The sequence below is a fragment of the Terriglobus albidus genome (assembly GCF_025685425.1).
GTDB lineage: Bacteria > Acidobacteriota > Terriglobia > Terriglobales > Acidobacteriaceae > Terriglobus > Terriglobus albidus.
On the sequence record NZ_JAGTAS010000052.1, the window covers coordinates 153905 to 178783 of the forward strand.

22 protein-coding genes are annotated in these 24879 nt (G+C 59.7%); 6 read left to right on the forward strand and 16 right to left on the reverse strand.

Annotated features, from left to right (window positions below):
* Window positions 1-25: 25 nt before the first annotated feature.
* The 4 genes from OHL21_RS11885 to OHL21_RS11900 are packed head-to-tail and all read left to right on the forward strand — an operon-like array spanning window position 26 to window position 3560.
* A complete protein-coding gene (locus OHL21_RS11885; RefSeq protein WP_263417488.1) occupies window positions 26-1906 on the forward strand; it encodes an ArnT family glycosyltransferase in 1881 nt (626 codons plus the stop codon).
* A 34-nt stretch (window positions 1907-1940) separates the two neighbouring features.
* Window positions 1941-2939, forward strand: coding sequence for a GNAT family N-acetyltransferase (locus OHL21_RS11890; RefSeq protein WP_263417489.1), 999 nt, complete (start codon window positions 1941-1943; stop codon window positions 2937-2939).
* A 34-nt stretch (window positions 2940-2973) separates the two neighbouring features.
* Window positions 2974-3387, forward strand: a complete 414-nt coding sequence (locus tag OHL21_RS11895; protein ID WP_263417490.1) for a DUF6677 family protein — start codon at window positions 2974-2976, stop codon at window positions 3385-3387.
* Window positions 3384-3560, forward strand: coding sequence for a hypothetical protein (locus OHL21_RS11900; RefSeq protein WP_263417491.1), 177 nt, complete (start codon window positions 3384-3386; stop codon window positions 3558-3560). Before OHL21_RS11895 ends, OHL21_RS11900 begins: the two co-directional genes overlap by 4 nt.
* 418 nt (window positions 3561-3978) lie before the next feature.
* Here OHL21_RS11900 and OHL21_RS11905 read toward each other — a convergent pair whose 3' ends face one another.
* From OHL21_RS11905 to OHL21_RS11925, 5 genes are all read right to left on the reverse strand, one after another.
* Window positions 3979-5151 carry a M24 family metallopeptidase gene (locus OHL21_RS11905; RefSeq protein WP_263417492.1) on the reverse strand — a complete coding sequence of 391 codons (1173 nt, stop codon included), beginning with the start codon at window positions 5149-5151 and terminating at the stop codon, window positions 3979-3981.
* A 65-nt stretch (window positions 5152-5216) separates the two neighbouring features.
* A complete protein-coding gene (locus OHL21_RS11910) occupies window positions 5217-5762 on the reverse strand; it encodes a DUF2911 domain-containing protein (RefSeq protein WP_263417493.1) in 546 nt (181 codons plus the stop codon).
* 77 nt (window positions 5763-5839) lie between these two features.
* On the reverse strand, window positions 5840-7084 hold the full coding sequence (locus OHL21_RS11915; protein WP_263417494.1) for an FAD-dependent oxidoreductase: 1245 nt from the start codon (window positions 7082-7084) through the stop codon (window positions 5840-5842).
* Window positions 7085-7182: 98 nt separating this feature from the next.
* On the reverse strand, window positions 7183-8388 hold the full coding sequence (locus OHL21_RS11920; RefSeq protein ID WP_263417495.1) for a cation:proton antiporter domain-containing protein: 1206 nt from the start codon (window positions 8386-8388) through the stop codon (window positions 7183-7185).
* On the reverse strand, window positions 8385-8828 hold the full coding sequence (locus tag OHL21_RS11925; RefSeq protein WP_263417496.1) for a hypothetical protein: 444 nt from the start codon (window positions 8826-8828) through the stop codon (window positions 8385-8387). Before OHL21_RS11925 ends, OHL21_RS11920 begins: the two co-directional genes overlap by 4 nt.
* A gap of 177 nt (window positions 8829-9005) precedes the next feature.
* Here OHL21_RS11925 and OHL21_RS11930 point away from each other — a divergent pair, with 177 nt between their 5' ends.
* A complete protein-coding gene (locus OHL21_RS11930; RefSeq protein ID WP_263417497.1) occupies window positions 9006-9461 on the forward strand; it encodes a nuclear transport factor 2 family protein in 456 nt (151 codons plus the stop codon).
* Window positions 9462-9922: 461 nt separating this feature from the next.
* Here the strand turns inward: OHL21_RS11930 and OHL21_RS11935 are convergent, their stop codons facing one another.
* The 9 genes from OHL21_RS11935 to OHL21_RS11975 all read right to left on the reverse strand — a co-directional run bounded on the left by OHL21_RS11935 (window position 9923) and on the right by OHL21_RS11975 (window position 22582).
* The gene (locus tag OHL21_RS11935; RefSeq protein WP_263417498.1) at window positions 9923-10330 is read right to left on the reverse strand and encodes a carboxymuconolactone decarboxylase family protein; all 408 of its coding nucleotides are present in this window, start codon (window positions 10328-10330) and stop codon (window positions 9923-9925) included.
* A gap of 128 nt (window positions 10331-10458) precedes the next feature.
* Window positions 10459-13647 (reverse strand): translation initiation factor IF-2, encoded by a 3189-nt coding sequence (gene infB, locus OHL21_RS11940; RefSeq protein ID WP_263417499.1) that lies wholly within the window; start codon window positions 13645-13647, stop codon window positions 10459-10461.
* 126 nt (window positions 13648-13773) lie between these two features.
* Window positions 13774-15375, reverse strand: coding sequence for a transcription termination factor NusA (gene nusA, locus OHL21_RS11945; protein WP_263417500.1), 1602 nt, complete (start codon window positions 15373-15375; stop codon window positions 13774-13776).
* 67 nt (window positions 15376-15442) lie between these two features.
* Window positions 15443-16024: a ribosome maturation factor RimP gene (locus OHL21_RS11950; RefSeq protein ID WP_263417501.1), complete on the reverse strand. Its 582-nt coding sequence runs from the start codon at window positions 16022-16024 to the stop codon at window positions 15443-15445.
* 176 nt (window positions 16025-16200) lie between these two features.
* A complete protein-coding gene (locus OHL21_RS11955; protein ID WP_263417502.1) occupies window positions 16201-17232 on the reverse strand; it encodes an SDH family Clp fold serine proteinase in 1032 nt (343 codons plus the stop codon).
* Window positions 17233-17240: 8 nt separating this feature from the next.
* Window positions 17241-19328, reverse strand: a complete 2088-nt coding sequence (glyS, locus tag OHL21_RS11960; protein ID WP_263417503.1) for a glycine--tRNA ligase subunit beta — start codon at window positions 19326-19328, stop codon at window positions 17241-17243.
* A 17-nt stretch (window positions 19329-19345) separates the two neighbouring features.
* Complete coding sequence (locus OHL21_RS11965; RefSeq protein WP_263417504.1) at window positions 19346-20311, reverse strand: glycine--tRNA ligase subunit alpha; 966 nt, start codon at window positions 20309-20311, stop codon at window positions 19346-19348.
* 72 nt (window positions 20312-20383) lie between these two features.
* Complete coding sequence (locus OHL21_RS11970; protein ID WP_263417505.1) at window positions 20384-20998, reverse strand: DUF892 family protein; 615 nt, start codon at window positions 20996-20998, stop codon at window positions 20384-20386.
* Window positions 20999-21277: 279 nt separating this feature from the next.
* The gene (locus OHL21_RS11975; RefSeq protein ID WP_263417506.1) at window positions 21278-22582 is read right to left on the reverse strand and encodes a DUF4382 domain-containing protein; all 1305 of its coding nucleotides are present in this window, start codon (window positions 22580-22582) and stop codon (window positions 21278-21280) included.
* 357 nt (window positions 22583-22939) lie between these two features.
* Between OHL21_RS11975 and OHL21_RS11980 the strand changes: the two genes are divergently transcribed.
* Window positions 22940-23671: a hypothetical protein gene (locus OHL21_RS11980; protein WP_263417507.1), complete on the forward strand. Its 732-nt coding sequence runs from the start codon at window positions 22940-22942 to the stop codon at window positions 23669-23671.
* A gap of 55 nt (window positions 23672-23726) precedes the next feature.
* On the opposite strand, the gene recO is transcribed toward OHL21_RS11980, so the two are convergent.
* Both recO and OHL21_RS11990 read right to left on the reverse strand, forming a co-directional pair.
* Entirely contained in the window at window positions 23727-24467 is a 741-nt protein-coding gene (recO, locus tag OHL21_RS11985; RefSeq protein WP_263417508.1) for a DNA repair protein RecO, read from the reverse strand.
* 94 nt (window positions 24468-24561) lie between these two features.
* Window positions 24562-24822, reverse strand: a complete 261-nt coding sequence (locus tag OHL21_RS11990; RefSeq protein WP_263417509.1) for a 4Fe-4S dicluster domain-containing protein — start codon at window positions 24820-24822, stop codon at window positions 24562-24564.
* Between the last annotated feature and the right edge of the window lie 57 nt (window positions 24823-24879).

Genomic DNA, 24879 nt, shown 5'->3' on the forward strand with positions numbered 1-24879 from the left:
GTTTTCATTGCGCGACAAAGCTGAGATGACTCCGCCCAACGATGGCGTACGCCGGTGGCTTCACCGGCTGCGAACGGCTGAGGCTTTTTCTGCGACACAGGAGCTGGTTGTCCTTTTCCTGGTGACCTCCTGGCTGCTGGCCTTCGGCTTGATTCCGCTCCGCATTGGTCACCTGCATATCAGCCGAACCGAGCTGGGCCTGGTTGGCGCAGACGAGCCTCGTTACGCGCAGGTAGCCCGCGAGATGCTGGAGGTCCACTCAGCCGAGTGCCACGCCCTCCACACTACCGTCCGGCCCCGCAGCCTGGCCTGGAAAGATCTGACGGCCAGCTATCACTGTTTGACCGCAGGCGCAATTACTCCGATCCTCTATGGTGTTCCCTGGCTGGAAAAGCCGGCGCTCTATTACTGGCGCGCCATGAGCTTCTTCAAGGAGTTCGGCATCTCCGACTGGTCGGCCCGTTTACCCTCTACAACAGCCACCTTCGCCCTTATCCTGCTGATCTACCTCCACATGCGCCGTTTTCGTCCGGGCGGGCACCTGGATGCAGCCCTGATCACGGCCTCGTGTATCGCGATGGTGGCTTTCTCCCGCGGCGCTTCCACGGATATGCAGCTGGCCGCGCCGTTTTCCATCGGCATGCTCGGCTGGTACGCCTGGTATGAGACAGGCAAGAAGTTCTGGCTCTTCGATCTTTACTTCTTCGGCGGCGCGGCAACTCTGGCCAAGGGTCCGATAGCGCCCTTCATGATCATTTGCATCCTGCTGCTGTTTGCCGGTCTGCGGCGGGAATGGAATATCGTGCGCCGCACCATCTGGCTGCCGGGAGTGGCTCTCTACCTGGCGATGGTGCTGCCGTGGTTCATCGCCGTACAGCTCCGCAACCCGGATTTCTACCGGCTCTTCTTCCTGCAGCACAATCTTGAGCGCTTCGCTACCGATCGCTACCAGCACCACCAGCCGATCTACTACTACCTGGTCGTACTGATCCTGGGTCTGATGCCCTGGACGGTGATGAGCCTCCGGGCCATGGTGGACTCCATCCAGATCTCGGTTGCGGAGTGGAGGGTGCGCCATAATCGGGTTCGCTACGTAGGGAATACCCGCCCGGGTGATGCCTTCCCGGAGTTCCTGGTCATTTGGGCCATCTTTCCGGTGCTGTTCTTCACCTTCTCTGGTTCCAAACTCCCCGGGTACATTCTGCCGGCTATTGCACCGATCACCATTCTGACGGGCGACTACCTGTACCGCGTGCGGCAGTACAAGCTCAAGTGGTGGCTGCTCGGCGGCCACGCTGTCGTCGTCTCCACGATGACGTTTGTGCTTCTGCTCTGCCCGCAGTACATGATCTATGAGCGCTTTGTTCCGGCAGCCAAAACCATCTTCTGGGCGGCACTCTGGGCGGCTGTGACCGGGGCCGCCATTTACCTGACCGTCCGCCGATGGGGAACAAAATACCTGCGCGCCATCACTCTGGCGCCGGTCCTGGCACTGCTCTTCTTCCTGTTGAGGATGAACGGCTGGCTGCTGGACGCCAATTACTCCGCCCGCCCCCTGGCGGAGCGCATCGCCCAGGAAGCCCCGGATATCCCCACGTTGGCGACCTATCACATCCGCCGTGACATGGACTACGGCCTGGCGTTCTACCGCAACCAGCCGCTCCGCCACTACTTCCACGAGGAAAGTGCGACGGAGAAGGTCAATATTATCGCCGAGATTCCCCAGGAACAGCACATCCTGGTCCTTCGGGAACGCGACATTCCCCAGCTTTCCACGATCCTTGCGGGACGCCTCTACACGCCGCTTTTCCTCTATGAGTGGCAGGGACTGGCGGTCTACCGCGTCTCTGCGGGAACCCAGACCGCAAACTTTTCGGAAAAACCTTCCGCACACAATCGGCGTTAACTCCGCTAAGCTGCTGCAAGGCCCCAAACGACCTGTGAGCGCAGCCGCACAACTCGACCTGCTTGACCTTCGGCACTACTCTGGCCGCCAGCTTCGGTCTCTTCTGGAAGAAGAAGCACGGCAGTGGAGGGACCTGCTGGAGTGGGACTACTCCACCTCGATCGAACTGCTGCTGCAGTATCTGGATGCCCGCATCCTGCCGGGCTACGTCGCGCTCGACAACGGTAATGTCTGTGGTTACACCTTCAGCGTTTATGAAGGAGACAAAGCCGTCGTTGGGGACACCTTTGCTCACGCGACCCAATCTGAGAACGCCAAAGATATCGAGCATCGTCTGCTAACCCATCTCATCGAGACCCTGCAGCACTCACCGCAGGTGCAGCGTGTGGAGTCGCAGTTGTTGCTGCATCCAGCCGGATCTCTGGCTGCTCCGTTTTTAACAACGGGCTTCCGCGTACACCCACGGCTCTTCCTGCACTGCGACCTGAAGCAGAACGCAGCCCTGCCTGCGTCCCATCCGGAACACAAGCTTCCCGAGCCGCTGGTGCTGCGGCAGTGGGTCAATGCCAACTTCCAGCCGGCGGGCGAGCTGATCCACCGCACCTACCGCGGCCATCTGGACGCCTCCATCAACGATCAATACCGCTCACTGCATGGATCGTTGCGCTTTCTGCATAACATCGTCCGCTTTCCCGGCTGCGGTGTCTTCGATGCAGAGTCGTCCTGGGTGATGATTGACCCCGACGGCGGCACGCTGGAAGGAATGATCCTCTGTTCCCGCGTCTGCGACCACGTGGCGCATATTACGCAGCTCTGCGTCGCACCCAGGCTGCGCGGCCAGGGCTATGGGCGCATGCTGATCCAGAAGGCGGCAGCCGGCCTGCGGCAGCGCGGATATGAAGCCATTACCCTTACGGTCACCGAAGAAAACACCTCTGCCGTCGGTTTGTACGAGGATCTCGGCTTCCACACCCGCCATCGCTTTGACGCCATGGTCTGGGATAAACGGGAACTTCTAACCACAGCCCGTTAGGCGCGCCTGACGGGCTGATATCATCAGAGACGGAATGGCAACGCATTCACAGGTGCCGGCCTCGCTCGCCGGAGAATCCAAGACACTCCCAATCATGGCGCTTCTGGCCGGATGGCTGGTTCCCGGTGCGGGTCATCTCTTTGTCCGCAAGCCCATCCGCGCGGCGCTGATCTTCGTCTCCATCACGAGCATGTTCTTCATCGGCATCGGCCTGCAGGGCAAGATCTACCAGCCCAATACCGGCGATCTGCTCGATATGTTGAACTTCGCCGGAGACCTCGGCGCGGGACTTCTGTATCTGCTTGCTCGTCTGCTGGATTGGGGACACGCGTCGGTACAGATCGCTGTCGCCGACTACGGCACGCGTTTTATCGTTGTGGCGGGTCTGCTGAATATTATGGCGGCGGTCGATGCACATTCGCTGGCGAACGGGAGGAAGCCCCTGTGAGCCTCTCCCACTTCTCCGCTGTTCTGCTCTTCTCGCTGTTTACATCAGTGGTCTTCGGCATTACGCAGCGTAGCGAACCCAAAGCGATGGTTCGTTTTGGCGCGTACTGCTTTGCGATGTTTGTTGGCGGGGTGATTGTCGCGAGCTGGCTGATGTATTTCATCAAGCACTAAAACGGTTTTAACGAATCACAAATACCCATGTAGAACATGGGTATTTGAATGTTGCCCATTTTGTTTGTCATACCGTAAGGATCTGCTTCTCTTCCTATTCCAGAACTATGGAGCGGGCTTTCAGCCCTTCCTCTGTCTTAGGGGCGGTGACCTGGGGCGCTGCCCCAGGCTGGTATAGAGCGCGCCTTCAGCGCTTTTGTGGCCGGGAAAAGAATTGTGGCTTCTCTGCCACCCTGGAGTATTTTCCCTGTTGCTGGGTATCCCGGAAGGGAGTGCAGCGGCGTTTTCATTGCGGAAAACGCTTATAGATACGGAAGCCCTACTCTACACCTACAGGGAAATGCCCTAGCATTGCGAGGGTGGGGCACCCGACTGGGAAGACGAATCAAAAGCGCTACGCGCGGCTATGGCTTGACCGTTAGATCCGAACGAGTTCCCTCTGGATCTTTCCTGTCACGACCGCTTTGCCCGGCCGCGTGATCATGTTGACTTCACTGCGGAGACCGAACGCACCCGGATAGTACAACCCTGGTTCCACGGAGAAGCAGGTCATCGGCAGGATCAGCCGTTCGTCGTGCGTTTCCAGGTTATCCAGATGCGCTCCGTTGCCGTGCAGCTCGATCGCAATATTGTGACCGGTGCGATGCGTAAACCAGGCTGCCTGGCCGGCGTTGCGAATGACAGTACGCGAAGCCTCATCCGCCTCCCATCCCGCGATCGGACGATTCGCAGCAAACGCCTCTTCGACGGTCTTGATGGCGGCATCGCGCGCTGCTGTTACCGTTGCGAAGGTCTGCTGTTCGCGTTCGGTCGGCTCGCGGTCTACGACACCGGTCCAGGTAATGTCATACCAGACTGCATTTGGGTCGCCCGCCATCTTCGACCAGATATCGATCAGGACAAAGTCTCCCTTGCGGATCGGTCGTGAGCTCGACGGCGAGGGCTCATAGTGAGAGTCGGCCGCATTGGGGCCGACGCTCACATTGGGTCCGTGCTCGGTGATCATGCCGGCTTGCTCGATCTTCTCCTTGAGCCAGTTCACCATGGTGAACTCATCGGTTCCACTGGAGCGCACACGGTCGCCAATCTGCTCCCAGCCCGCAGCAAGAATCTCATCCAGCAATACCTGCGCCTTGTAGTGTGAAGCGACCTGCTCCTCAGTAAGAACCGCCTCAAAGCGGCTGACCATATCCGCAGACGATACGATCTGCTTGCCCCAGCTCCGCAGCAGCTCCACCGTTCCGGCATCCACCATCGACACATACATGATGGCGTTGCGCGGCGAGTACTGCATGGCGATCTTCGTCGCGCCGGTCGTCAGCCGTTCGAGCTTTGCTTCAAGTTCCTGCCAGGAGCTGTACTCTTCCTTCTGGCCAGGAAGCCCATCCAACCGCAGCGATTCGATGCGATGCACCAGCTTCTTCGGCTCGCCATAGGCGGGAACCAGATAGTACCAGCGGCGGGTGACATGCAATCCCCCGCCCAGGCCGAGGATGCGGTACGCGATAGGGTCGCGATAGTGATGGTCATAGAACAGCCATGCATCCGCGCCGATCTCGCGCAGAGCTTCCTGAATCGCTTGAAGGTTCATTGCTCCACTCCGGTTAAAAGACTAAGGCACGTCCTACCGGACGTGCCTTAGTCTTCTCGGAAATCTTAACGAACGATGATCGGCACGGAGGCGTCTGTCGTCTCCCACTTGATGTGCATGTCCGTCCGTTTGCCCACGGTGTTCTCAAAGCTGATGCTCATCTTCTCCTGCGGAGAAGGCAGGGTCTTTACGTCCATGTTGACACGGACCAGATCGCGATCGGCATGGTACTCGGTGCCCCATTGCCCGGTCTCCATGCTGATGATCAGTTGCCACGACTTCTCGCCGGGCAGGGTGTAGATCGTGTAGTTGCCGGCTGCAACCGGCTTTCCAGCGACTGAGATATTGCCGCCGCTCACAACGAAGGTAGTCGCTTCATTCGCTCCGGTACGCCACACCTGTCCGTAGGGCACCAGGCCACCCATGACCTTACGGCCGCGCATCGACGGTGTGTGATAGTCCACGGTGATCTTTACAGGCCCCAGCGCAACCTCAGCCTTGGCCGGCGGACTCGCCATCGCGCCACCCGGTTGACCACCACCCATCTGCGCCATCAGCGGGCTACAACAAAGCCCGGCCACGATACTCAGCAACATCGAACGACGATTCATGACAACCTCCGCCACCACTCTACATGGACGAAGGGTGTGTCATCCAATTCCTGACCGTCAGAAACTGGATGGCACTCCTATGCCATCTTGTTACCGCGGCGCTGCATCGCTTCCATACGGCTGTAGAGCTCCTGCAGCAGATGTACACCAGTCACGGCTTCTTCCTGGTTGGGCGTCTCATCGGTTTCGTTCCAGCCGGACTCTTCGCCGTTGAGACTGGTCTGCACGACAATGCCGTCGCGGCGAGCGACGATGTTTACGTTCTTATAGCCAAGACCGTAGTGCACATTCTCCTGCGGAATGAGCCATGCGATCTGACCGCGTACCGGCGTAATCGACTCGTCATTCCAGAGAGCACGGCCACCGTAGCCCGGACAGTTAATGATGGTCTTCTGCGGCAGCGCCGCGAGATCGGCGGGAGAGTGGAACTCGACCCTCTCAACCTTTCCACCTGCGATCAGAAAGTCGTTCATTAACTGGCGCGAGTAGTCGGCCACATTGAACATCAGGGTCGTATTGCGGCGTACATACTTCGTCGGGAATGGATGCGACCCAGCGGGCAGCAGTTGCGGCATTGCCGTGATATCCCGGATGCGCGAGGCGTAGCGCGCGAACTCATGACGTCCTGCCCCCTGCGCCTGGCTTTCGCGGCGCTTCTGCGCCTCTTCCGGTGAGAAATCGCTCAACTGGTAACTGTCAAAGTACTCGATCGGATTTCCCGGCATTCCGAGATAGCTCTGATACATCGACCAGCTGGTGCGCGCCATAAGCTCCCACAAATCGCCAAACGCGGGCGCCACTACATTGCTGAGAGCGACGCGTGAGTCCGGAGTCCAGCTTCCGGTAGCGCGTGCGGAACGCACCTCGGGTGGACGCTCCTTGGCGTAGATGGTGACATGGGCACCTGCACGCTGCGCCGTGATGGCAGAGGTAAGCCCCAGCGCGCCGCAGCCGATCACGGCAATCTCCTTATCGCCGTTGCTCGCCCTCATCGCGTTCTCGACCGCCACAGCCGCCGAGCCCCAGCTCAACGACCATCCGCTGCCGCCGTGACCGTAATTATGCGAGACGATCTTGTCACCGACCTTCTCTACCTCAAGCCGGGGACCCTGCGCACGGAAAGGACGCAGGCATACCGTAATGCGGAAAAGGCGGTCTTCATGGGCGCGGATCGGCACCAGCTCGGGTACGCGGTCATAGAACGGCAGTGCTGGAGCGGTTGCGCTGCCTGCTGTCACCGGCCTCTTCGCACACCCGGCCAGGCCGAGCATGCCGACCCCCGCAAATGCACTCGACTGTCGCAAAAACTCACGCCGTTTCATTCATTCGACTCCAGGCAAGAGATAGAGACATCCCCGAACGCAACGCGCTGCGCCACTTCAGGATAGGTTTTCCGGATCGAGGTAAGGTCTCACCCCGATTACACCACATTCCGTCGTGCCGTTAAGTCCAACAACGGGCCGGTCATCGCGGTTGTTACCACCGCCATCAACACCAGCAAGGTGAAGACCTGGGCATTGAGAATGCCTTCGCGGTAGCCGGCATTCAGCACAATCAGCTCGACCAGCCCGCGCGTATTCAGCAACACGCCGATCCGCAGGGCCTTCGACCACGGCGTACCTGCAACGACCGCACCGAACATCCCTCCCACGATCTTGCCCAGCACGGCTGCGGCAAGTACCAGCAGCAGATCACTCCAGCCGCCCGCGTGAAAGAGCTCCGGCCGCATCCGCAGGCCGGTCAGTGCGAAGAATGCAGGCAGAGTCCAGGCTGAAACGACCAGGAAGAGCCGCTCCATGATGCCCGCGACGCGTTCCGACGGAACGCAGATACCGGCCAGAAAAGCGCCAAAGAACAGGTGAATGCCAAGCGCGTTGGTCACCCATGCGCTGATGCCAGGCAGCAGCACCAGCACCACGGTCCATACCGGACGCTCCAGTGAGACACGGCGCAACATTGGCCGCACGCCAGCCATCATCACAACGATGAAGGCCACCAGGAGACTGAGCCGCACCACGATCTCAACCGCGCCACCGCCGTGCAGCACTGCCAGCAACGCTGCCAGAACGCACCATGCAAGGGCATCATTAAGGGCTGCGCTCAGCAGCGACTGCTGCGCTACCTCCGCATTTACCGGCACGCCCGCTGTCTCGCGGTCGCGCAGGATGCGAGCAAGCACCGGCAGCGCTGTGATGCTCATGGCCACGGCGAGAAAGATACGGAATCCGCAGCGAGCATCCTCAGCCACGCCATAATGCCGCAGAAGAATCGGAGCCAATAAGGCTCCAACAAGGAACGGCAGTAGAATGCTGCCTGCGGTCGTCGCCACCACGCGCCGTACATGATGCGCCACCTCACGCAGATCCAGCTCCGCGCCGACCAGGAAGAGAAACGCTACCAGCCCAACGTTGCTGAGCAGTTCCAACCAGGACAGACGCGCGGGAGCAAATAACATTGTGGTCACCGCCGGCATCCAGCGTCCCAGCGCGACCGGCCCCAGCAGAATGCCGCCGGCGATCTCGCCGATCACTCGCGGCTGGCTCAACCGCTGCGCCAACGCTCCGCACAGCCAGGTCACTGCCAGGATCACCGCCAGTTGCAGCGGCAACAGAATGAGCAAGGTCATCGAGGCTTCCGCTTCTGCTCGCGGCGTGCGCCCACCACAATCGCAGCTTCAGTTAACAGCAGCACCACTCCTACAGGAAGCAAACGCGCAGCCAGCATACCGGCCCAGTTGATAGTGAAACCCGAGATGATCTCCGCCAGCCCGAGTGCGGCGCCAACACCAAACAGGCTGCCACCCGCCCAACGTCTGAACCGCGCCGAGATCTCGCTGTGGTTAGCTTTGGCCCCATGTGCTTCAAAGAGCGGAGCTCCCACCATACCGCGGCGGTCATACACACGCGTAATCATCGTGGGATATAGGACCACCACCTCGCGTGCATAACGCTCGGCATCGGCCATATCCGCCGCAACAACGCAGAAAGGACCTTCCGGCGTCGCCTCTCCCTCAACTGTCTCCGGGCGATCGCCGCTGAACAACACGGCGAACTCGCCTTCGGCCATACGCTCATTCCAACTGGATGGGCGGTGCGAAGGGTCGTACAAAGGCAGAATGCGAAGGGAGTTCACTCAAAAAGTATAGTGGCCCAATCACATAAGACCTTCATCGGCAAGGGTGACAACGCAAGATCGCACATCGCCGTCTCAACGGCAATTACCTGCAGAGCAGAGGAGGAATTTATGCCACAGGCAACAGAGGTAAAAATAAACGCTCTCACTCCCGAGTATTCCAATGAAGCAGTAGAGCGCATGTATGTGCAATGGGATGATGCGCTATCCCATAACGACCCCGAGCGCTTATTGGCCTGCTACGCTCCTGACGCTGTACTGGAGAGCCCATTGGTCCCGCACCTGATGGATCAGGAAGATGGTGTCTGTCGCGGCCACGAGCAATTGCGCCCCTTTTTCGAGATTCTGGCAAAGCGCAAGCCCTCTCTGCGTCAATATTTCCGCAGCGGATTCTTCACCGATGGGAAACACCTTATCTGGGAGTACCCGCGTGAAACACCGGACAAGGAACAAATGGATTTTGTAGAAGCGATGACCCTCAATGATCAGGGATTAATTCAGCGCCATTGTGTTTATTGGGGTTGGCGAGGAGTCAGCGTACTCCAGAACGATCAGTATCATCAATAAAGCATTTTCACTGTTGCTGGGTATTCCGGACGAGGAGTGCAGCGGCGTTTCATTGCGGAAATCGCCCATAGGCGCGGAAACCCTCCACTACACCTAGAGGGAAGATGCCCTAACCTTTCGATACATTGAACAACGACGATGCCCGCAAAGCATGCAGAACTATAGAGCGGGCCTTCAGCCCTTACCCAGCCTGGGGCACCGAAACCTGGGGCGTTGCCCCAGGCTGGTATAGAACGCGCCTTCAGCGCTTAGAGCAACGGCACGTTTGTTTGTCATTTCGAAGCGCTCGGCGTCCCCGGCCAGCTTCGCTGGCTGGGGTGAAGAGTAGCGGAGAAATCTGCGTCTCGACCAATGTTTTCTTACCTGGGACAACCCTCTGGAAAAGCAGATCCCTGGTGTTTTCATTGCGGAAAACGCCCATCGATGCCGATGCTCTGGACTACACCTACAGGGAAAATACTCTATCCAACAAGAAACTCTTTATCCACCGGAATCTGCATCGCATTCGCCAGGTTATTTGTCTCCGCCGCCATACCGACGACCGCAAGAAACTCAGCGTGTTGCTCGTCGGAAAGCCCCTTCGTTCGTGCGGCCGCAGTATGCGAGTGGATGCAGTAAGGGCAACTGTTCACCGTCGAGACGGCAATATAGATCAGTTCCTTCGTAAGAGGATCGAGAGTTCCGGGCTCGATCATCACCTCTTTGATACTCGCCCATGTCCTCTGCAGCAGCGCGGGCTGGTTCGCGAGAGCACGCCAGAAGTTGTTCACGAAATCCGTCTTGCGAACAGCGCGAATGTCGTCGAAGACAGCTTTGAGTTCCGGCACCTTGTTGATCTCGTCGTCTGTCCAGAGCTTTACAGTGGCCACGGCAGTTCCTCCATTCAGAAGCTCACGAAGTGGCTCCTCGTCTCATTTTCCCACCCGCACGAACAACGTCGGGCAAAACAAAAGGCAGGCCCGAAGGCCTGCCTTTCTTTGTTTCGATGCAACCTGGTTTACGCGTGTGCGGCAGCTGCCTTGGCTGCGGCTTCCCGCAGTTCGGCGGTATTGGCTCCGAGCTCGGCGGCGATCTTCTCGGTGGTGTACGCCTCGATCATGTCGCCGACCTTGATGTCCTTGAAGTTGAGATCGATACCGCACTCATAGCCTTCGCGAACATCGCTGACATCGTCCTTGAAGCGCTTGAGGTTGGTGATCTTGCCCTTCCAGATCTCCTCGCCGTCGCGCTTCACGCGTACCTGCGAGTTGCGGTGAATGACGCCGTCGCGCACTGTGCAACCGGCAATCTGACCCACCTTCGAGATCTTGAAGACATTGAGCACTTCGGCGCGGCCCTGGTACTGCTCGCGGTAGACCGGCTCCAGCAGACCGTACATCGCCTTGGTGATCTCGTCCTGCAGCTCGTAGATGATGGAGTGCATACGGATCTGGACGTTTTCCTGCTCGGCCAGTTCGGCAGCCTTGCGCTCCGGACGCACGTTGAAGCCGATGATGATCGCGTTGGACGCGGTTGCCAGCAGAACGTCGCTCTCGGTGATGGAACCTACACCCGAGTGCAGTACCTTTACGCGCACCTTCTCGGTCGACATGCGCTGCAGCGAGTCGGCCAGAACCTCGACCGAACCCTGCACGTCGCCCTTGAGGATGATGTTCAGGTCCTTCACGCCGGCCTGCTTGATCTGCTCCGCCAGGCCTTCCAGAGACACGCGGCTCGACTTGGCAAGCTGCGCCTCGCGCTCCTTCATCTTGCGGTACTGCGCAATGCCCTTGGCCTTGTCGCGGTCCGCCATCACCAGGAAGGTATCGCCGGCATCCGGAATACCTTCCAGACCCAGGATCTCCACCGGTGTCGACGGCCCCGCCTCGTGGATCGAGCGGCCGCGGTCGTCGAACATGGCGCGCACCTTACCAAAGGTGTTGCCGACGATATAGCTGTCGTTGACGCGCAGCGTACCGTTCTGCACCAGGATCGAGGCCACGGCGCCACGGCCGCGGTCGAGCTTGGCTTCGATGACAGTACCGACCGCCGGACGCTCCGGAGTAGCCTTCTGCTCGTTCGTGTCGGCGACCAGGCAGATCATCTCTTCCAGGCCGTCGAGGTTGATGCGCTTCTTCGCCGATACCTGAACGAACGGCGTATCGCCGCCCCAGCTATCCGGCTGCAGACCGCGATCAGCAAGCTGCTGCATGACGCGATCCGGATTTGCTTCAGGTTTGTCGATCTTGTTGACCGCAACGATGATCGGCACCTTGGCCGCACGTGCGTGATCGATAGCTTCCAGGGTCTGCGGCATTACGCCGTCGTCGGCTGCTACCACGACCACGACGATATCCGTCACCTTGGCGCCGCGGGCACGCATGCGTGTAAAGGCCTCGTGACCCGGCGTATCCAGGAAGACGATCTCACGGCCAAAAGCGGGCGAGCCTTCCTTGGTGACATGGACCTTGTAGGCGCCGATGTGCTGGGTAATGCCACCGGCTTCGCCGCTGGCGACGTCGGTCTCACGCAGCGCATCCAGAAGACTGGTCTTGCCGTGGTCGACGTGACCCATGACGGTGACCACCGGCGGACGAACGATCTCCACCATGCCGGAGGTATCTTCCAGCAGGCCCTCGATGGCCTCGTTCTCGAGCTGTTCTTCCACCGAGATGATGCTGACGTCCGCGCCGAACTGGCGCGACACATCCTTCACCAGTTCATTGTCGAGCGACTGGTTCACGGTGACGAAAACGCCCTTCATCAGCAGCGAGGCGATCAGATCCTTACCACGGACTTCCAGCTTTTCGGCCAGGTCCTTGACGCTGATGCCCTCGGTCACGGTGAGATTTTTCGTGATCGGTACGGGCTCACGCGAAACCGGCATACCGCCGAAGCGCGGAGCGTTGAAGCCCTTCATCGGGCCTTCTTTGCTCTTCTCGTACTGCTGGCCGCGGCGATTTCCGCCGGGGCGCTGTCCGGGACGGCCGGTCGGTGCCCCAGGGACGTCACCCGGAGGCGGCAGCATGCCCGGTGCTCCGCCGGGACGCGGACCACCGAAGCCAGGACGCTGGCCAAAACCAGGACGGCCGCCACCCGGACCACCGGTCGGGTGCGTACGCGTCGGATGCATCGGACGGCGCTCGCCGGGACGCAGGGGAGGACGACCGCCGCCACCTGGACCGCCTTGGCCACCGCCACCCGGTCCGGAAGGACGCGGGCGTTCAAAGATGGGACGGCCACGCTGCACGCCGAGATTCGCCGCGCCGACAGGAGCGGTATACGTCGGGCGCGGTCCGGTCTGCGGCATGATTACGCGGCGTGCGGGTGCTGCCGGTGCGGCAGGAGCCGCAGGTGCTGCCGCGGCGGGGGCAGGAGTGGCAGCCGGTGCCTCCGGCGGTGCCGGAGTAGCTGCCGGCTGCTCCGCCGGAGCAGCCGGTGCGGCATGAGAGGCAGCTGCGGCAGGAGCAGGTGCGTGGGCGACTGGAGCTGCCGGGGTCACGGGCGGCTTGGCCACAACAGCACCAGCGCCCGCCGGAGGTACACCAGCGATAGCCGGACGCGGAGCCGCGACTACCGGACCGGCCGGAGGACGGCCGGCAATGGCAGGAGCAGGGGGCGTCGCCTTAGGAGCGATGATCTGGGGGCCGCGGCGCTCCATCTGCGGCATGATACGCCGCGGAGCAGCCGGTTGTTGTGAAGGGGATGTTGCAGCCGGTGCGCTTGGGGCGGTCACAGCCGGGGCTGCGGGGGCGGCCGGGCTAGACGACGGCGCCGGGGTCGCAGCCGGAGGCGTTGCCACCGGGGGAGCGACTGCCGGACGAGTCACCACCACGCCGGGGCGCGGCGGTGTAGCGACGGCCGGACGCTGCGGAGGCGCAGCCACGGCGGGGCGTTGCGGCGGCGGGGCCGCCGGGCGCGAATGCGCCTGCTGCTCAGCCTGTTTGCGCTCCAGAATCGCCTTCAGCGCATCGCCAGGCTTCGAGATCTTCGAAAGATCGATTTTGGGTTCGCTGGCGGCAGCGCGCGCTCCACTCGACGGCGCACCGCCGCGGAGGTATGTGCGCACACGCTCGGCTTCATCTTCTTCCAGCGAGCTTGAATGCGTCTTCTTTTCGGTCACACCCACTGCGGTCAAAGCGTCGAGAATCGACTTGCTCTTGACCTCCAGTTCGCGCGCCAGATCATTGATTCGAACTTTACTCATCCGTCCCCTATTCGCTACCCCTTGCAGACTCAGCCGTTCATACGCAGCCTCAACCCTTCGGGATGTTTAAAACCGTCAACACACCATCTTACCGCCGTTCCGCATCGGCCGAACGGCGTCCACAGCCTAACCACGGTCGCGGCCATCTTCGTCGCGCTCGTTGTCAATCGTCTCGTTCGAGATCTCCTCCGACTCCGCAACCAGTGTGTCCACACTGTCGTTGTCGAGCTCAATCTGTTCTTCCCGGGCATCCGCGTCCGAGTAGGCATCGGTTCCCGAGTCTGCCTCTTCGGCGTCCTGAAGCTCCTCGGTCGACTCGTTAGCTTCTTGCGCCGTCAGCCCTTTACCTTCGTTTTCTGCTGCCAAGATCTCTTCCGGTGTCTTCGCCACTGAAGATTCCTCCTCAACGGCTTCAGATGCCGCCTGCACCAGGGCAGGACGCTCCTCACCTTCGGCATACTGGCCGAAATAATGGCGAACCGCGACCGAGATCTTCTCCACGGTCTTCTCGCCGATACCCGGAACCTCTTCCAACTGCTCCGGAGTCATGTCGGCCAGCGATTCCACCGTCGTAATTCCGGCAGCGATCAGCTTTTCCAGGATCGTCTCGCCCAGCTCGGTGACCTGCTCGATCGGAGTCGACGGTCCGCCGGAGAGCGCCTGCATGGCCTGCTCGACCTCCTGGCGCTTCTCTTCCTCGCTCTTGATATCGATCTTCCAGCCGAGCAGCTTCGCTGCCAGACGCACATTCTGGCCCTTCTTGCCGATAGCCAGCGACAACTGAGTGTCGTCAACGATCACTTCAAGCTGCTTCTCGGTCAGGTCCGTAATGGAGACACGCGAGACCTTGGCGGGTTGCAATGCCTTCTCTGCGAAGGTTGTGATCTCATCGGAGAATTCGATGATGTCGATCTTTTCGCCGCGCAGCTCGCGGATGATGGACTGTACACGCATGCCCTTCATGCCGACGCAGGCGCCAACCGGATCCACATCCTTGTCTCGTGACTGTACGGCAATCTTCGTGCGCTCGCCGGCCTCACGGGCAATGGCCTTGATCATTACCGTGTTGTCGTAGATCTCCGGAACCTCAGCCTGGAACAGGCTCTGCACCAGTGCAGGAGCGGCGCGGCTGACAATCACCTGCGGGCCTTTGGCGGCGCGGTCCACGCGTAACAAAACGACGCGAACGCGCTCACCCACGGCGAACTGCTCAAGCCGGCTCTGCTCCCGCTTCGGCATGCGGGCCTCGGCCTTGCCGATATCGAAGATCACGTCCATCGGCTCCAGGCGTTTGACTGTCGCCGTGATGATCTCGCCGATACGGTGGTTGTACTCGTTGAAGACCGTGTCACGTTCCGCTTCGCGCACCTTCTGGAAGATGACCTGCTTAGCCATCTGCGCGGCAATACGGCCCAGCGGGCTGGTGTCCTTGTAGAAACGCAGCTCACCACCGGCCTCGACTTCGGGCGCAAGTTCACGTGCCTGCTCCAGCGTGAGCTGGTTCAACTCGTCCTCAACCTGCTCAGGACCTTCCACCACGGTCTTGTACACATAGGCCCGGATCTCGCCCGTCTCCCGATCCAACTCGGCGCGCATATTCTCCTGCGTGCGGTAGTACTTGCGGGTCGCCAGCGCAATCGCGTCTTCCACGGCGGCGACCACAATCTCCGCATCAATACCTTTTTCGCGGCTCAGAATCTGAATCGATTCGTACAGTGCACTTGCCATTTCTGCTTACCTCAACTTCCTCAATCTCATTCACTGCTTGCGCCAGACGCTACTTCCACCAGACAAGCTAAAACTCTGCCACCAGCTGCGCCTTTTCTACGTTCGAGAGCGCTATCTCCACCGTGTCCAACCCGGCCGAGGCCTTCTTCGCCTTCCCCTTCTGCTTCACGGCCGAAAGGTCAAGCTTCACCACACCATCCGCGAAGCTCATCCGCCCGGTCCAATGCCGGTTGCTATTAACCGGCTCGAAGGTTTGCACCTTTACCAGACCGCCGGCAAACCGTTCATAATCTGCTGCACCCCGCAGCTTACGCTCCAGACCCGGCGATGACACCTCCAGGGTGTACTCGGCACCGGGGACCAGATCTTCCACATCCAGCAGCGTTCCAAAGTCCCGCGCAAAAACTTCGCAGTCCTCATGTGTGATGCCCGAGAGAGCTTCTACGGGAACGCCGCTGGGCAGGTCTTCCAGTTCCCCTGCTTTGGCCGCAGCCACCAGCTTTGCCCGCCCCTCGGCATCCTTCTCCAGGTACACGGCGAGCGCACGATGCTTGCCCGCTCCCTGGAAGGTGATATCCACCACCTCCAGATGATGCGAGGCCGCTACCCGCTCCGCCGCAGCCCGAATCTGGTCGATCTGTAATGCCATTGCCAAACCTCTTTTTCCACCGTGGGGAGGCGGTTTTAAGAGCAAATAAAAAGTGGGCTCATCGCCCACTCATCTCTCTCGCCAACGGCCGGCCATATCCACGGTCCCGCGCAAGATCAACGCGTCGCTATCCATTATGGTACGCCCGCGCCCCCCAAAACTCAAATCTTTGGATTTTATCGGATATGGAAGGTCGTCACCGAGATCTTCCGGCCGGCGATCTGGGCTTTCTTCCAGCCGCTCTTATCGTTCAGCGCCACCCAGCGGCGTTCCTCCGCCCGGTAGTGCCAGTCCTTGTCGAGCTGGAAGAAGATCTGCAACCCGTTGGCCTCCATGATGTTCGAAATGGAGTTGTCATGGGCATTGCGGGCGTCATAGTCCACATAGGCGTTCTGCCCCATCTCTGCATACACCGCATTCAGCTCGAAGAGAAGATGGTTCACACTGTCTTCCATCTGCTCCGCATGCAGGCCGATACGCTGCGCCTCCCGCAGAGTGATGGGATAACTGTGCGAAGGATAGCCCGAGTTCAGCACATTGCTGATCTTCTTTGCTTTCTGTGCATCCTTCAGGTGATACGACAGAATCTCCAGGCAGAGCTTGGTCGAAAGAGCGCTCGACCGGTCCACAGCGCCGATCACCAGCGGATGGACATACTGAAACAGGGCTCCATACGGATTGCTCTTTTCCCCTCTCGCCTGCCGCCGCCAGAGATTGATGACCCGCTGCAGCTCGTCCTGACTCACGCTGACGCGGTCGTTATCGCGGTCGATCGGCGACAGGTCATGCGTCAGCGAGGTATCCACCGCGGACAGATGGGCGAGCGGCCCCATCAGAATGTTGTCCGCTCCCAGCGCCAGCATGGTGGCGGCGCTCTGGCACTCGAAAGGAGCCAGCACCGTCAGTCTCTTGACGTACTGCCGCAGCAGATTCACCATCCGCAGCGAGGCCTGGCCGTTGCCGCCATCGCTCTTGATAAACAGGCAGAGCCGGTCGACCTTGCCGACGCTCTGCAACAGGCCATACAAGCCGGAGACGTCGTTGTGGCAGATCGATCCCTTATTGGAGTTCCAGTAGGTGATAACCGGTTGATCAAGCGCCACCTCCAACTGCTTGAGAATCGTCTGTGTCTTCTCCAGCAGCATGGGAGGCTTAATCGCCTTTGGCTTCGCCTCCTCCGGATTGATGACTTCCCTTTTCCTGGCCATTTATTTCCTTATCCCGCCGTTACGATCTCCGAGAAGTCAGCGATACGTGAGAAGTCCTGCAGCACACGGTTCAGCAATCCCAGGCGGGCAGCGCGCAGGCGTTCTTCCGGCGCCATCACCATCACCTTATCGAAGAAGGCATCGACATGAGGACGCAGTGTCGCGATGGTCTGCAGCGCCTCGACGTACTGCTTTTCACGACGCTGACCTTCCACCCAGGCAGCCAGACGGCCACTCTGCTCAGCCAGCGTACGCTCGGCCGGCTCGACGAGGAAGTCCGGAGTCCACGCGGCGTTCTCGCCCTTCTCGCGTGCCTGCGTCAGGATATTCTTCATACGCTTGAAGGCCGCTGAGATTGCCGCGAAGTCCTCCGAGCCGCGAACCTCCGTCACCGCCTGGGCACGCGCCACAGCATCAGGCACATCATCGGCTCCAGCAGCCTGAACCGCCTTCACGACGTCGTACGCATAGCCCTTTACGTCCTTGAGGTAGAACTCGACACGCTCCGTAAAGAACTGTTCGACCTTCGTCGCCGTCGCGGAATGCTCCGATCCAAGTCCAGCGATCTCGCTCAACAGCAGCGGAAGCTTTGCCTCGGCCAGCATCTTCACAATGCCATTGGCGGCGCGGCGCAGACCGAAGGGATCCTTCGATCCGGTTGGCTCCAAACCCAGACCGAACATGCCGCCGATGGTGTCAGCCTTATCGGAGATTGAGAGCAGCAACCCTTCAACCGTGCGCGGCACGGAATCTTCCATCGATGCCGGCAGATACTGGTCATAGACCGCCAGCGCGACCGTCTCGCTTAGCCCCTGAGCGCGGGCATACAGGCCACCGACGATGCCCTGCAGCTCCGTAAATTCCTTCACCAGCTCGCAGGTCAGGTCGGTCTTGGCGATGGTTGCTGCCTGATCCAGAGCCGCGGCATCGGCATCGGTCTTCCGTTCTTCGCACAGACGCGCCAGCTCTGCAGCGACCTTACGCACCCGCTCCGACTTGGCGAAGTAGCTGCCGAGGTCCTTCTGGAAGGTGACGTGCTTGAGATTTTCCATGCGGTTGACCAGCGTCGTCTTCTGATCGAACTCCCAGAAGAACCGAGCATCGTTGAAGCGTGCGCGCAGTACTCGCTCGTTGCCGGTGCGGATGATCTCCAGTCCCTCGGCATCGGGTTCAATGTTCAACACCGTCAGGAAGTGCGCCACGAGCTTGCCGCCCGCATCCTCGACGGCGAAGTACTTCTGGTGGTCGCGCATCACGGTCACCAGAACTTCTTCCGGAAGCTCAAGGTACTCGGTCTCGAAGCCGCCCAGCACCACATACGGCCACTCGGTCAGGTGTGTGACGGTCTCAACCAGTTCCAGATCCTCGCGCCAGCGGGCTCCGGAAACCGTACGGGTCACGGCATCCAGAGCCTTACGAACCTTCTGGCGCCGTACCGCTACATCGGCGAGCACAAAGGCCTTCTCCAACGCCGCAAGGTACTCCGACGGCCGGGCAATCGCGATGGCCTCAGCGCCGAAAAGGATGCGATGGCCGCGAGTCGTATTGCCGGCGGTCACACCGGCGAACTCAACCGGAACAACAGCTTCACCGAGCAGGGCGATCATCCACTTGACCGGACGGACAAAACGCTCCGGCTTCCCGGCGCGCCAGTACATGTTCTTCGCCCAGTAAAGGCCGGCAATTTCTTTCGGCAGTTCGGCGGCAATGACCTCGGCGGCGGCTTTACCCGGCCGCGTCACCGTCGCGCCAAGATATTCGCCTTTGGCATTGGTCACCGTCCTCAGATCGCTGAGGCTGACACCTGCCTTCTTTGCGAAGGCCGAAGCGGCTGGTGTCGGCTCTCCGTCCTTGTAGGCCACCTTCAGCGAAGGTCCGAGCATCTCCTCCACCGCGTCCGGCTGCTGTGTGCGCACCCCTGTTACCAGTACGGCCAGACGGCGAGGCGTCGAATAGCTCGTTACCAGCGAGCCCTCTTCCAGCAGGCGTTCACGGCCGAGCAGAGCCTCAACACGCGTTGCCAACTCTGCCTGCGCGGAAGCGATCATCCGCGCCGGGACCTCTTCCAATCCAATCTCAAATAGAAAATCAGCCATCGTTCTCTTTCGCCGCTTTAAGCGGAAAGCGCCTCCGCCGGTGCGGTGAGTTCCTGCTGCTGCGCGTACGCCTTTGCCACCCCCACAACCAGGGCACGAATGCGCGCCATCACGCCCACGCGCTCGGTCACGCTGATCGCGCCGCGCGCATCCAGCAGATTGAAGACATGCGAACACTTCAGCGCCAGTTCATAGGCTCCCAATACGGGGAAACGGCGCTGTGCCTTCAGGCTTTCGAGCTCCGATATACCCTTGGCGGCATCCAGCAACGCCAGGCATTCGGCCTCGTACGCGTTCAGGTGCTCCCATAGCTTGTTCACATCGGCAAAGTCGAAGCTGTAGGTCGAGTACTGCTCTTCCTCGTACAGCCGGATCTCACCATAGGTGGTCTGCTTGCCGGTGTCTGGTTCAATCGCCCATACGATGTCATAGATCGAGTCGACGCCCTGCAGAAACTGGGCGATGCGTTCCAGACCGTAGGTGATCTCGCCGCACATCGGCTCCAGATCCAGGCCGCCGCACTGCTGGAAGTAGGTGAACTGCGTGATCTCCTGGCCATCGAGCATCATCTGCCAGCCGACGCCCCAAGCGCCGCCCACAGGCCACTCCCAGTTGTCCTCTTCAAATTTCAGGTCGTGTTTTTTCAGGTCGATCCCGATAGCGCGCAGGCTGTCCAGGTAGACCTCCTGCACATCCGCCGGTGGCGGTTTGAGGATCACCTGGAACTGCGTGTGCTTGTACAGGCGATTCGGATTTTCTCCATAGCGCCCGTCGGCCGGACGGCGCGAAGGCTGCGCATAGGCAATGCGTACAGGCTTCGGTCCAAGAACACGCAGGAAGGTATCCGGCGACATTGTTCCCGCGCCGACTTCCACGTCATACGGCTGCTGCAGCACACACCCACGCTCCGCCCAGAAGCTCTGGAGCCGGAACAGGAGCTCCTGAAAGGTGAGCGCCTCTTTCCCATTCGCAACAAACGGCATGCCTCAAGTCTACCCGAGGCGAAACAGAAAACCGGAGAGAGGCAGGCTCCCCTCTCCGGTTCGTCTGGACGACTACGCGGCTCTGGACTTTCCTCGCGACGGCTTCTTCGGCGATGTCTTCGATGTATGCGGCGTCTGCTTGCGGGTCATGGATGCTTCTCCTGCCTCATCCTCCTCCGAGACCGTCTCAACATCTTCATCTTCTGACATCTCGGCTGCTTCCCCAATCAGTTCCTTAGCCTTTGCCGCCAACTTTTCATTGGCAGCCTCTTCCTCCTCAAGCGTCTCTGTCAGCAGGTCGACGATCTCGTCCTCCCCGAGCCCGCGAGCGATTTCAATCACTGACGTATATCCGGCGATCTCATAGTGCTCCACCCGCGAAGCAGCGCCGGTGATCATCAAGTCTCCGAATGGGGCCTCTTCGCCCTGTTCAATGACCTCCTTGCCCTCTTCCACAAGACCTTCCATGCCCTTGCAGAGCTTGCCGGTCGGTTTCTCGCCGAGCTGCTCAAAGACCCGCTGTAAGCGCTCTACATGTCCTTTGGTCTCTTCCAGATGCTGGTTGATCGATTCAGCCAGTTCCTCGTCCTCGCACGCCTTGACGATCTTTGGCAGCGCCTTTACAAGCTGGTTTTCAGCACTGTAGAGATCCTTCAACTCATCCACCAGAACTTCCTTCAAGCTCATCGCATTTCTCCTTGAGACTCCGTCGCCGGCAGAACTGATTTTGGGCCGCCAGCGTGCAGGATGAGAGCGTGGAGTTCCCGCCAGGGTTGCCCTGTGGTCGTGTGGATCAAAAAACAATTCAAAAAAACGGGCCCGACTCCCCAAGAGATCGGGCCCGTGGTGCCAGAGCATTTTCCTGTTGCCGGTATCCCGGAGTGCAGCGGCGTTTGGTTGCGGAAAACGCTCATAGATGCCGAAACCTACACTACATCTACAGGAAAAATGCTCTACCGTGATGCCTTACTGGCATTGAGTAAATGCCAGCGCCGACGTCACGGAGATTGTTGCCCCTCCTGCCGTCAGGGCATACGCCTGGCTCTTCATCTCGGACGGAGTGCAGTTCAGCGTTCCGCCGGAGGAAGGTACAAACGCAATGCCATCGACGACATACGTGGCATACGGAGACGACTGGGTCAACGTCGCTCCCGAGGTTGAGTAGGCTCCGACATAGCTGCCGGCGGCCGGTAACAATAGGGAGTAGCTGGCACAATCGGTGTTATTCGGGCAACTGGATCCTGCTGCGGTCGTTACGGCAGAGGTCGCAGCGTTCTGCTGAGCATTGGGGACCAGAGGAATGGTGTACGTTGTGGACGCGATAGTCTCCAGCGCACTGAGCGAAACATCAGCCACCGTTCCACTGTTGCTCGCATTCTGGCTGGTTACCTTTCCGGAGAGGGTCGCAGTATCCGTCCCTGCGGCCAATGGCGCGGACAAGGCGATCTTGCCGGTAGTCTCACCGTTGGAGACGCCGGTCACGATGGCAGGTGCATAGACTGCCCCGGTTGAGCTAATGCCAACCACGACGATGTCATACATGCCGGTCGGCAGCGGACAGAAGACGAAGGTACCGTCAGCATTCGCCAGCGTGGACATCACGATGCGGTCAACGCCAGTTGAGTCTTTCTGCTCCAGAGCAACCAGGACGTTCCCCGCCACCGGCTTACCGGAGACCTTGTCGAGAACCGTTCCGTTGATGGAAGTAGCCGTGGTCGTCACCTCACCCGCGTGAAGGACCGGCTTCAGGCGGAACTGCCCGTTGCCGGTCTGCACAATTGAGGCACAGGTGTCGAAATCGATGTTCAGATCCTTCGTCTGTCCCGCCCCAATGGTGAAACCTCCCGATGCCAGCTGGCCGGAAGGAATTTTAATTCCGGTCTTCGCTTCACTCGAAAGCTGCAGGGCATAAGCCTTGCTGTCCGCGCTGAGGACCAGGCAGTTCGCCGTACCGGCAGCGCTGCACTGATTGTTGGAGATGGATGCCGAGTTGTCGGCGAGGATGACACGGATCTGTTGATACGTACCTGCCTGTAACTGCTTTGCATCTCCCAGTGTCGCCAGAAAACACTGGTTATTTGCCTGACCGAGAAGATCGATTTGCCTGGGGGAGGAGGAGAGCTTGGGGGTGAGGTCCTGCCAGCCAGAATCGGTGGCCGAGGCCGTGGCACTGGTGTGCGCCTGAACATCGACGACAGTTACGTAAACATGCAGGAACGGACCGGATGGGCCGGCACAAGTGGCTGGATCGCTGATCGAAACGGTAGCCATTCCCATTCCAGAGGTGGATCCAGAATTTGATCCACTTCCACACGCGATAAGAAAAAACATAACGAGGGATAAAAATACCGCACACGCGACATAACAGCCAGATTTCGACATGACTCACTCCGAGGACTTTTGTGTAATGTCCCTATTGGCCTTGAGAAGTTAGTTGCGACATATTGCGCCGTACGTTGCCAGAAAATCTGTTACACAGTGGAATTACTCTTCCGGTGTTCGATGACGTACAGATCCTTAGCGCCGCCGCACCCGCTTCACCTCAGCCACTACGGCGGTGAAGCAACCGGAGAGAGATGCCATACTGGAGCGCGTATGACGCGATTCACGACAACGGTCTTTCTGGCAATGCTCTCCATTAGTACGTTTCCTCTTTCGGCACAGAAAAAAAGGACAACCGAACGTAGCGTGCGTGTTCCGTTTGTTGGCTGCAAGGCTGATGGGCAGGCGGGACCGGAGGAAGCACCTTCTGGCGAACCGATCGTTGTGGCTCTTCCTGCCGATCTAAGTGGGAAATTCGCTTACTACAAAGGTGAAGATGGCTTTGGACTGCTCGCGCCTAAAGGCTGGAATTGTTTCGAGGCTTATGGCTCAAACGGAAGTTCCTTATTTGTTATGCCCGAACGGATTGATTCCGAGAGATTTTTCTCTGGCGCGCAAACAGAATTCTCCGGCCCAGCTATTCAACTCTCCAGCTCCATCGGCGATACATCAGGGCGATTTGAAGTCGCCCGTATTATTGCGCGAGTCTTTCCCCAGCGTCAGTCCTTCGTCCGTAGGCTGATAGAAGACACTGACGGCTTGCTCAATAAATCCGATGTCGTCTATGGCCCCTACAAAACCGACAAACTTGTTCGTCTCAACCGCAATACGGTCGAGTTCCAGACGCCGGCCAATACAGATGGGCTTGGCACCATGTCACGACTTCGCAAAAGCGCTCAGCCCATTACAGGCGTCATCGTACTGACTGGTGAGACTCCCGATGCCATTCATCTCTCCGTTCGGCTCAGCCCGAATCAGGCTTCGCTTGCTCCTTACATCATCCGGAGATTGGAGACGGAAATACGGTCGGCAAAGTAAAGGTTAGTTCTGTTGGTGAAGATACAACTCCGCTGCAGTAGCGATCAGGGGAATATTACAGCCGCGCCAAGACCCGGGCGCTTCGCATCTGCCGTTCCAGGTTACGCTCCAGAATCTCCACCGCAAACCTCCGCACCATTGCCAGCGGTCCCGTCTTCCCCGACGGCTCCTTCAACAACTCAGCCAAGGGACGTCGCAGCATTCGCTCCGCCAGCGCTACTGCTTCCGGCGGCAACGCAACCGAACCTGGACGCTTATGCACGCCGCAGGTAACGCCATCGGCTCCGGCGGCAAACCAGACGGGATGTCCGCGCAATGCTTCCGCGCATACGATGCATGCACCAAGCTCCGGCAGCCAGCCCATCAACCGAGTCATCCAGAGCGTGAAGTAGGTTACCGGCATCCACGTCTGGCCGACCTTCACTTCGGACAACGTCGCCACGGTCAGACGAAAGACATCGTCTTCTACCGCGCGCTCCGGCAGCGCCTCTCCCAGCACCTCCGCCAGAAACTGCAATGCCGCCACCCGGGCGTAATCCACCGGCTCACTCATCGGCGACCAGACGATCTCGAATGAGTCCATCCGCACCAGGTCCTGCTTTGGTTTTTCGGCATACGTGGCGCGCACGTGGGTCATCGGCTCCAGAGCTCCGCCGAAGCGCTTGCGCGACCTCATCGCGTGGCGCGCCACGCCCTTCACTACGCCCTGCTCGCGCGTGAAGAGGCTGACCAGCAGATCTGCCTCTTCAAAGGGCCAGGTCCGCAGTACGATCGCCTCTGTCTGATGTGTGGTCACGCTGGGAAAGAGTCTTACACAAAGCAAACGCGCAGCCCGTAGGCTGCGCGTTTATCTTGAATCCGTGCCGTCCCTCAACGGCAGTTAGAGGGATTTAGCGGCCGAAGTGCGTCTTCGCCTTGTCGGCAAAGATGGCGAAGTTCTCGGGCAGATCGTCGCCGGCATAGATCGCCGACACCGGGCAGACCGGAACGCAGGCGCCGCAATCAATGCACTCCACCGGATCGATGTAAAGCTGCTCAGCCTCAGCGTGGCCAGCCTCATCCTTCTTCGGGTGAATGCAATCGACGGGGCAGGCGTCTGTACAAGCCGTGTCCTTGGTGCCGATGCAGGGTTCTGCAATTACGTATGCCATCTCTTAACTCATGCCTCCAGATTGTCTCGCGTGAGTTCATCATAACAGCCATTTCGC